General features: G+C 54.4%; 20 protein-coding genes. 11 read left to right on the top strand and 9 right to left on the bottom strand.

Going from position 1 to position 12,294, the window contains the following annotated elements:
• Positions 1-157: 157 nt before the first annotated feature.
• From JRJ26_16040 to JRJ26_16025, 4 genes are all read left to right on the top strand, one after another.
• A complete protein-coding gene (locus JRJ26_16040; GenBank protein ID MBW2058999.1) occupies positions 158-424 on the top strand; it encodes a type II toxin-antitoxin system HicB family antitoxin in 267 nt (88 codons plus the stop codon).
• Positions 421-846, top strand: coding sequence for a type II toxin-antitoxin system VapC family toxin (locus tag JRJ26_16035; GenBank protein ID MBW2058998.1), 426 nt, complete (start codon positions 421-423; stop codon positions 844-846). Before JRJ26_16040 ends, JRJ26_16035 begins: the two co-directional genes overlap by 4 nt.
• 165 nt (positions 847-1,011) lie before the next feature.
• The gene (locus JRJ26_16030; GenBank protein MBW2058997.1) at positions 1,012-1,458 is read left to right on the top strand and encodes a nucleotidyltransferase domain-containing protein; all 447 of its coding nucleotides are present in this window, start codon (positions 1,012-1,014) and stop codon (positions 1,456-1,458) included.
• Entirely contained in the window at positions 1,436-1,897 is a 462-nt protein-coding gene (locus JRJ26_16025; GenBank protein MBW2058996.1) for a DUF86 domain-containing protein, read from the top strand. The genes JRJ26_16030 and JRJ26_16025 overlap by 23 nt, the downstream gene beginning before the upstream one ends.
• 274 nt (positions 1,898-2,171) lie before the next feature.
• Here the strand turns inward: JRJ26_16025 and prsK are convergent, their stop codons facing one another.
• The 3 genes from prsK to JRJ26_16010 are packed head-to-tail and all read right to left on the bottom strand — an operon-like array spanning position 2,172 to position 4,879.
• Positions 2,172-4,337, bottom strand: coding sequence for a PEP-CTERM system histidine kinase PrsK (prsK, locus tag JRJ26_16020; GenBank protein ID MBW2058995.1), 2,166 nt, complete (start codon positions 4,335-4,337; stop codon positions 2,172-2,174).
• Between the two features lie 45 nt (positions 4,338-4,382).
• On the bottom strand, positions 4,383-4,694 hold the full coding sequence (locus JRJ26_16015) for a hypothetical protein (GenBank protein ID MBW2058994.1): 312 nt from the start codon (positions 4,692-4,694) through the stop codon (positions 4,383-4,385).
• Complete coding sequence (locus tag JRJ26_16010) at positions 4,691-4,879, bottom strand: hypothetical protein (protein MBW2058993.1); 189 nt, start codon at positions 4,877-4,879, stop codon at positions 4,691-4,693. Before JRJ26_16010 ends, JRJ26_16015 begins: the two co-directional genes overlap by 4 nt.
• Positions 4,880-5,121: 242 nt before the next feature.
• Here JRJ26_16010 and JRJ26_16005 point away from each other — a divergent pair, with 242 nt between their 5' ends.
• Entirely contained in the window at positions 5,122-5,370 is a 249-nt protein-coding gene (locus JRJ26_16005; GenBank protein MBW2058992.1) for a type II toxin-antitoxin system PrlF family antitoxin, read from the top strand.
• Positions 5,367-5,786 carry a type II toxin-antitoxin system VapC family toxin gene (locus tag JRJ26_16000; GenBank protein ID MBW2058991.1) on the top strand — a complete coding sequence of 140 codons (420 nt, stop codon included), beginning with the start codon at positions 5,367-5,369 and terminating at the stop codon, positions 5,784-5,786. Before JRJ26_16005 ends, JRJ26_16000 begins: the two co-directional genes overlap by 4 nt.
• A 38-nt stretch (positions 5,787-5,824) precedes the next feature.
• Here JRJ26_16000 and JRJ26_15995 read toward each other — a convergent pair whose 3' ends face one another.
• The 3 genes from JRJ26_15995 to JRJ26_15985 form a co-directional block, all read right to left on the bottom strand.
• The gene (locus tag JRJ26_15995) at positions 5,825-6,061 is read right to left on the bottom strand and encodes a hypothetical protein (GenBank protein ID MBW2058990.1); all 237 of its coding nucleotides are present in this window, start codon (positions 6,059-6,061) and stop codon (positions 5,825-5,827) included.
• A gap of 9 nt (positions 6,062-6,070) precedes the next feature.
• The gene (locus JRJ26_15990; GenBank protein ID MBW2058989.1) at positions 6,071-6,286 is read right to left on the bottom strand and encodes a hypothetical protein; all 216 of its coding nucleotides are present in this window, start codon (positions 6,284-6,286) and stop codon (positions 6,071-6,073) included.
• Between the two features lie 126 nt (positions 6,287-6,412).
• The gene (locus tag JRJ26_15985) at positions 6,413-6,724 is read right to left on the bottom strand and encodes a hypothetical protein (GenBank protein ID MBW2058988.1); all 312 of its coding nucleotides are present in this window, start codon (positions 6,722-6,724) and stop codon (positions 6,413-6,415) included.
• Between the two features lie 259 nt (positions 6,725-6,983).
• Between JRJ26_15985 and JRJ26_15980 the strand changes: the two genes are divergently transcribed.
• The 4 genes from JRJ26_15980 (at position 6,984) to JRJ26_15965 (ending at position 8,917) form a co-directional block, all read left to right on the top strand.
• The gene (locus JRJ26_15980; protein ID MBW2058987.1) at positions 6,984-7,715 is read left to right on the top strand and encodes a four helix bundle protein; all 732 of its coding nucleotides are present in this window, start codon (positions 6,984-6,986) and stop codon (positions 7,713-7,715) included.
• On the top strand, positions 7,712-7,981 hold the full coding sequence (locus tag JRJ26_15975; protein MBW2058986.1) for a type II toxin-antitoxin system Phd/YefM family antitoxin: 270 nt from the start codon (positions 7,712-7,714) through the stop codon (positions 7,979-7,981). Before JRJ26_15980 ends, JRJ26_15975 begins: the two co-directional genes overlap by 4 nt.
• Complete coding sequence (locus tag JRJ26_15970) at positions 7,978-8,274, top strand: type II toxin-antitoxin system RelE/ParE family toxin (protein MBW2058985.1); 297 nt, start codon at positions 7,978-7,980, stop codon at positions 8,272-8,274. Before JRJ26_15975 ends, JRJ26_15970 begins: the two co-directional genes overlap by 4 nt.
• Positions 8,275-8,566: 292 nt before the next feature.
• Complete coding sequence (locus tag JRJ26_15965) at positions 8,567-8,917, top strand: four helix bundle protein (GenBank protein ID MBW2058984.1); 351 nt, start codon at positions 8,567-8,569, stop codon at positions 8,915-8,917.
• A 349-nt stretch (positions 8,918-9,266) separates the two neighbouring features.
• Here the strand turns inward: JRJ26_15965 and JRJ26_15960 are convergent, their stop codons facing one another.
• Positions 9,267-10,133, bottom strand: a complete 867-nt coding sequence (locus tag JRJ26_15960; protein MBW2058983.1) for an exosortase/archaeosortase family protein — start codon at positions 10,131-10,133, stop codon at positions 9,267-9,269.
• A 93-nt stretch (positions 10,134-10,226) separates the two neighbouring features.
• Between JRJ26_15960 and JRJ26_15955 the strand changes: the two genes are divergently transcribed.
• Positions 10,227-10,448, top strand: a complete 222-nt coding sequence (locus JRJ26_15955; GenBank protein ID MBW2058982.1) for a CopG family transcriptional regulator — start codon at positions 10,227-10,229, stop codon at positions 10,446-10,448.
• Positions 10,449-10,473: 25 nt separating this feature from the next.
• On the opposite strand, the gene rfbD is transcribed toward JRJ26_15955, so the two are convergent.
• A complete protein-coding gene (gene rfbD / locus JRJ26_15950) occupies positions 10,474-11,379 on the bottom strand; it encodes a dTDP-4-dehydrorhamnose reductase (GenBank protein MBW2058981.1) in 906 nt (301 codons plus the stop codon).
• A 40-nt stretch (positions 11,380-11,419) separates the two neighbouring features.
• Positions 11,420-12,294, bottom strand: an 875-nt coding sequence (locus JRJ26_15945) for an NAD-dependent epimerase/dehydratase family protein (GenBank protein MBW2058980.1), incomplete at its 5' end; no start/stop codon positions are given.

Raw genomic sequence — 12,294 nt, 5'->3', positions numbered from 1 at the left:
TTCAAAGCCGGCTCACTCCGGCATTCTGGAGGCACCCGTCTTGAATATTCCACACTCAACGGCCTGAATCCGGCACCCCTCCAAGGGGATGACGTCTTTGACAACGCCGGCCATCCAGAATATACTTACTCTGATCCCTACTGTTTGGAGGACTCGAGTGAGGCGGGCGATAAAGATAAATATAACCCTTCCCCAGGACGAATTGGAAAGTATCGATAAATATGCCAAAGAAGAAAACACCACGCGAAGCGGTCTGATCTTGCGAGCCCTACGTTCGTTTATGAGAAGAAGAGAAGAGGAAAAGGCAGAGAAAGAAAGACGTTCGGTCATCAAGAGGGCGTCGCTGGACATAAAGAAGCTACGGACTAAAGCGGGGAAATGGGATGGAGTTGCTGAAATAAGAAGGTGGAGAGATTCAAGGTGAGAGAGTTCGTGATCGATGCCAGCGTTGCCGTCAAATGGTACACAACCGTTGGAGAAGATGATCTTGCCCAGGCGGATGGGTTACTCCAGGGCTATGTCGATGGTTCCTGTCAATTCATCGCTCCGACGTTGATCATCTATGAATTGGGCAACGCCTTGCGTTTCAACCCGAACTTCAAAGTCGCGGAAGTCAGGAGGGCGATTAAAGATTTCCTTGACCTGCAGATTACTCTGGAAGATTCCCACAAAATCTTGGAATCGGCTGTTGACCTTGCCTTCAGGCACTCTTTCACGGTCTACGACGCGGCCTATGCCGCTCTGGCTCAGATTCACGGAATTCCTATGATCACCGCAGACTATAGGTTTTATGACCGGGCAAAGGAACTTCCCTTCATTGAGGCTCTGAAAGATCTGAAAATATGAAGGGCTGCAAAACGTCGCCACTCATCTGTGCCGAAAACGATCGTTTGACAGGGATCTGCCCTCTCCGGCCCGCCGTCAACAGCAGCCAGGACGGCCGTCTTGGTTGAAAACCGCCCGATTCCGATCTACTGTTTACATACAAAGGTACTCAAAGGGAGGAGTCTTTTGACAAATCGCAGAATGGGCACGCTGACTTCCTGCTGCAAGGCCCATGGAATCATACTGGCTTACCTCTTCGGTTCTCAACGGGAGGCCGGAAAAGCTTATCTTCAAGGCCACCCGGTTCAGCCCACCGCCGCCTCTGACCTGGACATCGGCCTTGTTTTCAAAGTGCTTCCCGAAGCAAGGATGCAGGCCTACGGTGCCATATACGCGGACCTGGCAAGAATCTTCGATCCTTTCCCGGTCGATCCGATCTTTCTCCAGGAAACGAGCTACCTCTTTCAGTTCGAGGCCATCAAAGGCGAATTGATCTACGCTGAATCGGAACGGGATGTGGATCTCTACGAAGGGACTGTTCTAAGCTTCGCCTCGGACATCTCTTTCCACAAGGAGACATTCGAGAGAGAAGTAATGGAGGCCCTCGAAGATGGTTATTTCGAAATTGGATAAGGAGAGAATCCTGACCGGCCTTGCCCGGTTGCAGGAATACGTCTTGACCCTCCGCGAGTTCTCCGCCATGGAGGAGGACGATTTTCTCTCGGACAAAAGAAATCCAGCGGCTGTCGAGAGCTACTTACGGAGAGCCCTGGAGACCGTTTTCGACCTGGGGCGCCATATTCTCTCAAAGACGTTCGGCGTCAAGGAATTGGAATCCAAGCAGATTGCCCGCCTTCTGGGAGAAAAGGAAATCGTCTCCGGTCCATATTCCGAGACCCTCATCAGAATGGCGGGCTACCGGAACCGCATGGTCCATTTCTACCACGAGATCACACCGAAGGAGCTCTTTCAAATAGTGCGTGAACAATTGCAGGATATTGAACGGTTTGGATCCGAGATGCACACCTTCCTTAAGAAATACGACGCACGCGCCAAAATGAAAGAGCGATGACCGGTTCATCCCTCTGTGCCCTCCCGCCCACCTCTTTTGGATTCCTAAATGACAAGACATCACCCCTATGGCTGGGTCCTACGTGATTGATTCGCCGAGGAGTTCCCCCGTTTTTCGGAGCACATGTTCTAAGGTGCCTTGATTCGAAAGGATACTTCTTGATTCTCAAATGGGAACTCCCCTTGATCGCTCTTTTTCGATGGCCGAAGACCGCCCGAACCAGGAGGATGGGCTTTACATCCCAGAGAGCCCGTTCCACCTGCCAGGGGTTTTTCTACGAGGTGGCAACCTCCAACCGATTCTCGAAACTTAAGGCCGGTCCCGGACTTAGAGCCGGCAGAATCACCCGGAAGGTGCTCCCCTTGCCCTCTTCGCTCTCCACCTCGATCGTCCCGTGATGGGCCTCAACCACGGTCTTGCACTGGTAGAGCCCTATCCCGAGGCCCTCCTTTTTCGTGGAACCGAATGGTCTGAAGAGCAGCTTCTCGGCGACCTCCCTTGGGATCCCCGGCCCATCGTCCGAAACCGAAAGGACCACCTTCCCGTCACCATCCAGGAGGCGGGTCCTCACGGTGATGGTTCCACCTGCTTCCAGGGCATCAAAGGCATTGACAAGGAGATTGAGGACGACCCTCTCCATCTGTTCCCTATCCGCCATGACTCTCGGGATTTCAGCCAGATCGGTCTTGACCTTAACCCTCCCGTTGCCCCCCCTCCGGGCCAGTCGTCCCGCCACTTCCAGAACAACACCGTTCAGGCTTGTCTCTTGCAGATTCGGCCTGAGCCCTCCGCCGTTGCCGGATAGCCTCCCCATGAGGGCCTTCATCTTCTCCACACTTCTCCCGATCGTCTGGAGGGCGTCCTCTCGGAACTCGGGATCCCCCATGTGCTCGCCCGCATTCTCCAGGACCAGAGACAGGCTCGATACGAGATTCTTCAGGTCGTGAAGTACAAAGGAGGAAAGGCGGTAAAACACCTCCATCTCCCTGGCCATGACCAGCTCCTCTGAGAGCTTCGCATTCACGACGGCGCTGGCGATCTGGGCGCCGGCAGACCGCAACAGGTCGAGATCATCAGCCAGGAAAGGCTCCCCTGTTGTCTTCTCTCCCAAGAAGATCAGCCCCACCGCCCCTCTCCTTGAAACCATCGGCACTATCAAGGAGGGATTCAACCTGCTGAGAATCTCACGGTTGGCGGCAGCAAATCCCCGGGCCCAGGGAGCCACGGGCGCAAAGGGGGCCCTTTTCTCTTCCAGCCTTCTCAGGAAATCCTGGTCCGCTCTCAATCGATCCTTCTTGCCGTCTTTCCGGCCTGAAGCCCCGGGCCCCACGGGTACCATCGTCCCGTCAGGCGGCTCCTCGAGCAGCCACAGCGATGCTTCCCTCACACCCACCGAATCCCGGAGTACATCTACAATGGTTGAGACGAGCTTTTCGAGTTCGAGGTTCAGGCTGAGTCTCTCGGAAAACCTGAGCCATTCCTCCCTGTAATCGTACCGGCTCCGGTAGAAATGCCTGTTTATCATCGTCCTCGCCTTCGACCGGAGTCGGTCCGACAGCAAGAGGACCGCAAGGAGGAGAACGGCCGGGAACAAAAAGAGGATCTCAAGAGGATACCCCGGAACGATGTCAAAGAATCTCACACCTTGGCCCAACGAGGCCACGGCAACCAGATATCCCCCGGCAACGAGTACCGTGAAAGAGTTGTAGACAACGAATCTCGAGACGTACAGATCCGCCTCCATGAGGCGGTGGCGCACGAGAGAAAAACCGATCATCAGCGCGCAGATCACAAAGACCGACGACTCGAGCGGTATCATCCTCAGATTAATCCTGGAAAACAAGAGGACCTGGCTGGCCCCGTAGACAAGAAAGGCGAACAGTCCCCCCAGGCCGAGGCAGAAGGTCCTGATCCTGCTTCTCTGTACTCCCCCGGAACGGCGGACCGTGTGCTCCAGGCCGACCACAACCCCAACCGAGCCCGTCAAGACAAAGACGTAGAAAGCCTTCCCGGCCGTTCCCAGGGTCAGATAGGCGGGGTGATCCCCCGCGAAGACCCCGAGCAGGCCGAAGATGGCAGAGACGGCAAAAAAGACCGACCCGCCCAAGAAGACGGTAGCCGCCGCCTTCCACCCTTTTCCTCCATACCTGTCCCCCTCGCGGGCAAAGGCCATAACAAAAGCAAACCATGTCCCTGGAAGCAGGGATTCAGCCGCCAGGGAAACCCGGTTCCAGGCAAGGACAAGCCGAGTGCTCCTTTCGAGGTACATCAGGCTCATGAGATTCCCGAATTCCAGGAGACCAAGAAAACCCATTCCGAGAGCAAAGAGCAGGTTGACCGGGCTCCCCCTTCTCCTGAGAAAGACATAGCCCCCTATCCCCCAGAAAGCCAGGAAGCCGGCAAAGGCCGGCAGGTAGCAGATGAGTTTCATTCCTGTCATGATTCTTCCGGCAAAGGTAATCGAGCCGGGCCCACTAGTCGAGTCTTAACGCCTTTCCAGTTCCCAACCATCGGTGAGCCATTCGGCCATCTCATCGCGTGTGGACGGCTCCCCCTCCTCGGCCGGCCCCTTCCCGTGCCCCTGGTCCTTCCACTCCGGTGTATCCACTTTCAGGCTGAGCTCAAGACGCATCTCCATCCTGGCAGTTCCCACGGGTTCACCTCTCGGATCCCCTTCCGCGGCCCTCCTCACGGCTCTTTGAAGACACTGAGGGCAGACCGTGTGTATCTCACCAGGATCATCAAAGGGAGACTCCTCTCTGAGCTCACGATGGCATTCCAGACAGATTATCTTCATCTCTCCGCCCCCTCCTTCTGTCCTCTCCCACGATCACGAACCACGCCCACGAACACGAACCACGAATCACGAACACGCTCTTTATCCACGAACACGTACACGAACACGAATCCTCTCCCACAATCACGAACCACGCCCACAAACACGAACCACGAATCACGAACACGCTCCTTATCCACGAACACGAATCACGATCTTTCCCTACGATCACGAACCACGAACACGAGTCACGATCTTTATCCACGAGCACGCCTCACGAACACGATCCTTCCCCACGAACACGATCTCTCCCCCCCGTCGCCGCTCCGTTCTGTTGACACCTCCAAAGTCCCTTGGTATACTTACTTTTGAGTAAAGATTCTTCTATGAATGTAAAGACAGTATTTGAGAGCTGGCAACTCTTCTTTCTTACTGTCGGGAGGCAATCATGGCAATCTCAGTGCTGAGCTCAAAAGGCCAGACCACGATCCCGAAGTCCATTCGGGAGCTCCTGCAGATCGGCCCAAATGACCGCATCTCATTCATCCCGATGGATGACGGGAGTGTCCGAATTGTTCCCGTGAAAAGCTCCGCCAAAGCCCTTAAGGGATTCTTCAAGGACCCCAAGAGAGTGACATTGGAACAGATGAAGCTCGCGGTCCGGAAAAAGAGAGTTGAAAGGGCAAGACGGTCATGATCATTCTGGATACCAACATCCTGGTCCGCTATGTCACGCAAGACGATCCTGGACAGGCCCAACAGGTCAACCAATTGATCGAAGCCTACGATTCAATTCCAAACTCCATGTTGATTCCTGACGAGGTCGTTATCGAAGCCACCTGGGTCTTGAGTTCCTGCTATGAAAGACCAAGGGAGGAGATATACGCGTTTTTGAGCCAAATGGCACAGGTCGAGTCTTTCTCGTTTGAAGACGACGATCTGATGCGGGAAGCCATTCGAATATTCGGAGAGACACACTTGGATATCGCGGATATTCTCTTGGTAATCTTGGCAAGGAGACATAAATCAAAGCTTGTTACTTTCGACAATGAGCTCCGAAAAGCCTTCCCCCGATACACCAATTTACCTTCTGAAGTAGGTCACCAAACATAATCTTTCTCCCCCACTTTCAGGCCAGGGCCCCTAAATCATCAGGCAAAACCCCCACGACGTTGCAGGCCCGTCCACGCCTCACGCTTCACGACACGAACACGCCTCACGAACACGCCCCACGATCTTTTCCCACGAACACGCCCCACGATCTTTTCCCACGAACACGCCCCACGAACACGAATCACGATCTTTATCCACGAACACGTACACGAATCACGAACACGGTCTTTATCCACGAACACGCTCTTTATCCACGACCACGCTCCTTCCCTCACGAACACGCCTCACGAACACGAACCACGATCTTTATCCACGAACACGTCTCTATGCCTCTCACGAATCACGAACACGAACCACGAATCACGCTCCCTTCTCACGAACACGATCCCTCCCCACGAACACGCCCCACGAACACGAATCACGATCTTTATCCACGAACACGATCTTCTCCCACGAACACGAATCACGCCCCTTCCCTCACGATCACGAATCACGAACACGAGTCACGCTCTTTATCCACGAACACGAACCACGTTCCTTCCCCACGAACACGAACACGATCTTCTCCCACGAACACGCTCTTTATCCACGAACACGAACACGCTCTTTCCCCACGACCACGTTCTCTAATCCACACACACCGGCTCGGAATAGTCGCTCTCATTTCCGGACCTGTCCACAGCAGTGACGACAAAGCACAGGGGTTCGTCATACCCGTCGGGCAGGTCGAGTGCGAAGGTGTAGCTCGTATCAGGGTGCCGGATGGGCTCATCGTTTATCCTCTCGTACTCGCCCTGGTACACCATGTAAAGGTTGTAATGGCTTATGTCCGGTTCCGAATTGGGATTCCACGTGGCCGTCAACTCGACACTGGTCCACGACACAAGAGGAAACCAGAGAACCGCCAAAACAATCCCGAGAATTACTCCCTTTTTCACAGTCTTCCTCCTCCCTTCACGGTGACGCTTCGTGAGCCAAAAATCCACCGGCTGAATCTGCAACCTCTGAAAATAGAGGCCAAACCCAACCTGTGACTTCGCCTGTAAGGCGGTGGGGTGGCTTTCAAATACGTGACGAATCGACCATCACTGCTTGACCGGGTTGTCATTCTAATAGGCACCCTGTCATTCTAAGGAGCAGACCGACGAAGAATCACACCCGAATGCCTCCCGGCGGAGAGCCGCCTACTCGGTGCCTATGAACTTGGTCGAGGGAGCAAATCGATTGAATTCCAAAGAATATCGACAGCTTGTTGGAGTTGCCAAAGGATCTGCTGCGAAGGTAGGATACCACCTACGACTGGCCAGGGATCTGGCCTACATTGATGGATACTTGCCAAATCCCTGGAATAGTTCTCCTAATCACTCCTCACACCCCACGAACACGGCCTTTCTCTACGAACACGAACCACGCATCACGAACACGTCTTTTCTCCTTCCTCACGATCACGAACCACGAACACGCCTCACGATCCTTCCCCACGAACACGTTCCCTCCCCACGAACACGAGCACGAACCACGCATCACGAACACGTCTTTTCTCCTTCCCCACGAACACGACCCACGAACACGATCCTTTCCACGAACACGGCCTTTCTCTACGAACACGAGCCACGCATCACGAACACGTCTTTTCTCCTTCCTCACGATCACGCCCCACGAACACGCCTCACGATCCTTCCCCACGACCACGCTCCTTCCCTCACGAACACGAATCACGCTCTTTATCCACGAACACGTTCCCTCCCCACGAACACGATCTCTCCCTACGAACACGATCCTTCCCCACGAACACGTACACGCCTCACGAACACGATCTTTCCCCACGAACACGAATCACGATCCTTCCCCACGATCACGAGCCTCTTGACATCAAGGATAATTGATCTTATAATAGCCATAAAAATGGCCATAGAGGGCACGCTATGAAAGAAATCCAAGATTACATCCCCATAACCAAGGCGAAGAATATTCTGTTGGAGATAATCAGGAAAATCGAGAAGGACGATGACACCATCGCGATCACCAAGAAGGGGGTCCCTATTGCTGTCATTTTAAGCATGGAGAAGTACAAGGGGCTTCTCGAGACGCTGGACATCTTGAGCGATCCAGACGCCATGGCATCCCTCCGGAAATCGATCCAAGAGGCGAAGCGAAAAGAGTGGGTTCCCTATGAAGAGGTTTTCGGGAAGTGAAACAGTACAGAGCAAGATTTACCCCTGAGGCATCCCGTATCATAGCCCATCTCCCCCCAGAGGGAAAACGACTGATTAGAACTGCTATAGATGAATTGACCCTTCTGCCATTTAGGGGTGACGAATTACACATGGAGCTCTCTGGTTTCAGATCCTTGAAATCAAGAAGGTACCGCATCATATACAAGATCAACGAATCCTGCTCTTCGGTAGACATATACTATGTCGGCCAAAGAAAGGATGTATATGACAACTTCCGAGAGCTGTTGGAAAAGTGGAAGACAGAACCGTGAATTCAACTTCTTTTCAATACTTCAAATCACCTTCTCCCCGCCCCCGCTTCACGAACACGATCCTTCCCCACGAACACGTTCTCTCCCTACGAACACGAACCACGAACACGAATCACGATCTTTATCCACGAACACGATCTTTTCCCACGAACACGAGCACGAACCACGCATCACGATCTTCTCCCACGATCCCTTTCAGTCTTGAACTCACGGCTACATAGTGTTAACTCTACCATGTCCGCTTGGGCCGCTGTTTCGACCTTTCTAGGTCTCTCGATTCGGAGGATTCGGGATGAAATCGGTCAAGGAACTCGACGTCTTCAAACTGGCTCATGAGATGGCCTTGGAGATTTACGGCATTACCAGGAACTTTCCAGAGGAAGAAAAATTTGGACTCACATCACAAATGCGGAGAGCCGCCTACTCAGTGCCTATGAACTTGGTCGAGGGAGCAAATCGATTGAACTCCAAAGAATATCGACAGTTTGTTGGAGTTGCCAAGGGATCTGCTGCAGAAGTAGGATACCAACTACGACTGGCCAGGGATCTGGGCTACATTGATCATGATACCTGCCAAACAAATCAAATAAGCTACGACCGAATTTGCCAAATGCTCACAAAGCTTGCGAAATCCCTGGAATAGCTTTCCTAATCACGCCCCACGAACACGAACCACGCCTCACGATCACGGTCCTTTCGATCTTTCCCCACGAACACGTACACGAATCACGAACACGAATCACGATCTTTATCCACGAACACGTACACGCCTCACGATCACGGTCCTTTCGATCTCTCCCCACGAACACGAATCACGATCCTTCCCCACGAACACGTTCTCCTCACACGAACACGTTCCTTTCCGACGAACACGAGCACGCCTCACGAACACGCTCCTTATCCACGATCACGAACACGATCTTTTCCCACGACCACGCCTCACGAACACGCTCTTTATCCACGAACACGAGCACGAATCACGATCACCATCTTTATCCACGATCCCTCCCCACCAACCGGTCAAGGCCCACAAAAAGCACCAGGACAGAGACAAAAACCAGCCAGCTTATCACAATATGAGGTCTGTGTTCGGCCATTCGGGGGCCCACGTAATAGGCGAGGGCCGTGATTGCTGTAAGCCGAAGCGTGCTCGCGGCAAGGGAAATCGGAACGGCCGCACAGACGACAAGAAGCCTTTGACCCAGCCTCTCCCTGTAAAGGTACGCATAGGCAACACCGAAGACAAAATAGGAAAGGAGATACTGGACGCCGCTGCACCCGATGTTCACCTGCAAGACCGTCCCGGGCAGGTGGATCAACCAATCCTCTCTCAGAAAAGGGACCCCCAGTACGGGAAGAAGCACGGTCGACGCGGCCACCGTTACCCCCCTGATCCAGTCGGCAAGGGGCACATAGGCGCTCTCCGGCACCGGGATCATGAAGATCAAGAAGAAAAACGAAAAGGAGAGCTCCCTGAACATCCTCCATCCAAAAAACAGAATCACGAGGCCCGACAAAACGATCAGAAAAGAAAGACATCGGCCCGTGAACCAGTCCGCCCTCCAGGCAAAGAGAAACAGGATCAACCCGCCAGCCACCACCATCAGGCCCCGGCCCAACCCGTACCCTTCCTCGGTCTCTCTCAAGCGGCTTCTTTTTTGCCACGCGAAATAGACGGAGAGCAGCGGGACGAACAGGCCGTGGGAACTCCCCTCCCGGCTCAAGAGCGTACCGGAGAGCTCGGAAAGGGTAGCAGAATATAACACCGCCCCTACGAGTCCGATGCAGAAAAGCAGCCCTCCGAGCCTGAAAAACAGCGACTCCTCCGACAGCCTTCCAGAGAGGCGCAAACTCACCATCTATCCTTGATCTCCCACCAATAGGAATCCTTGATCGAAAACCACGGGACCTTGATCTTAACACTTCTGGAAAAATGTAATACACTGTAAGACATGAAGGCTGCTACTTTGACTATTCGATTAGACAAGAATCTCGATGAGTTGCTGACCAAGGCTGCCAAACGCTCTGGGAGAAACAGAAGTGAAATTGCTCGTGAGGCTTTGCGGCGACAACTCCGACTCGAGCAGCTCGAAGAGCTGAGAAAAACGGTTGCGCTATCCGCTGAAGCTCGTGGTTATCTTACCGACGAAGACGTGTTCTCCCGGATCTCCTGAGGATCTTTCCCGAGGATCTTTCCCCCTACAAGAAAGACCCCCGGCCCGCAACGACTCCGAGTTCTCGAAGCACCTCCCTCAAACCCTCCCTCCACGGCCGGGCAGCAATGCCGAAGACCTCGCCGATCTTGCTGCAGTCGAGAATCGACCGCATGGGCCTTCGAGCAGGGGTGGGATACTCTTCGGTTGTGACAGGAACCACCCTCGGGCCCGCGGAACCCTCCCAGGCTCGACTCCCGGCCACGATGGCCTTTGCAAATCCGTACCAGGTGGTCGAGCCACGGCCGCAGAAGTGGTAAGTCCCCCAGGAAAACCCGGGGCTTCCTGCGCGGATTCTATCGATCAGGACCCTTATGGCCTCCTCCAGATGGCCTGTCCAGGTGGGGCATCCATGCTGGTCTGCGACGACCCTGATCTCCTTTTTCTCTCGGGCCAACTCGAGCATTGTCTTTACGAAGTTCCTGCCGTGGCTGCCGAACAACCACGACGTGCGCAGGATGATGTGTCTATCCAGGCGGCTCCGGACGGCTTCCTCCCCATCCCATTTGCTCCTGCCGTAGACGTTAATGGGATTTGCCGGATCGTCCTCTCGGTAAGCCCGCCCTGCCCGGCCGTCAAAAACGTAGTCCGTGGACAGGTGCACAAGAGGAATCCCAAGGGTCCGGCAGGCTTCAGCCAGGTTGGCCGGTCCGTCCCGGTTCACGGCAAAAGCGATCCCAGGCTCAGACTCGGCCCTATCCACGTCCGTGTAAGCGGCACAATTGACTACCGCTCCGGGTCGGGCTTCCTTGAGGCAATCGAGAACCTCTCTGGGCTTTCTGATGTCGAGCTCAGGCAGGTCGAACCCTCGGACAAGATACCCCGCCCTCTCAAGGCCCGGCTGAAGATCACGGCCGAGCATCCCCAGGTTTCCAACAACGACTATTCTCATCGACACGGACCGCCATCTCCGACCACCGGTCTCCCGGGGGCTAACCGCCCTGCTTGCAGTACCACCTGTAGGTCGACTCTATCCCGGCCTCAAAGTCTATCTTCGGCGACCAGCCGAGCGACTTGAGTCGACTGACATCCAGGAGCTTCTGTGGTGTCCCGTCAGGTTTCTCCCGATCCCAAATGATTTCTCCCTCAAAACCCACGACCCTGGACACCGAATCGGCCAGCTCCCTAATGCTCTTATCGGTACCGCAACCTACGTTGATCAGAGGCAGGCGGACCCCTTCGTCGTGAGCCGCAGCAGAAGATGCCGAATCTCCCATGAACCTTCCGAAACACAGATCATCAAAGGTCTGATCACTCCGGCACATCAGAAACACACAGGCACCGGCCAGATCGTCGACATGGAGCAGCTCACGCCGGGGAGTTCCAGTGCCCCAGAGGGTTACGCCAGGATTAGGGATTAAGGGATTATGGGGCAAAGATCGAGGTAGAACATGCCCGTGGTAATGGGAAATGGCGGTAAGGTTAGCCCGGAGGTCATTCGGGATGGGGCCGAAACAATTTTCATCACGAAGGATGCCTTCCCAGTCTCCGTGTGCGGCGAGCTTTGCGAGATGAAACTTCCTTATCAGGGCGGGCAGAACATGACTGGTCTCCAGATCGAAGTTGTCTCTTGGACCGTAAAGGTTTGTCGGCATTACAGCCAAAAAGCGGGTCCCGTACTGGCGGTTGTATGCCTCGCACTGGATTATTCCTGCGATCTTGGCCACGGCATAGGGTCTGTTTGTCGGTTCCAGGGGGCCCGTGAGAAGGTACTCCTCCCTCATCGGCTGGGGGCAGTCCCGGGGATAGATGCAGGACGACCCGAGAAAGACGAGGCGCTTCACCCCCGCCTTCCAGGCCGCCTGGA

This window comes from Deltaproteobacteria bacterium (assembly GCA_019308905.1).
GTDB lineage: Bacteria > Desulfobacterota > BSN033 > WVXP01 > WVXP01 > JAFDHF01.
This window is presented reverse-complemented; position numbering and strand designations above follow the sequence as displayed.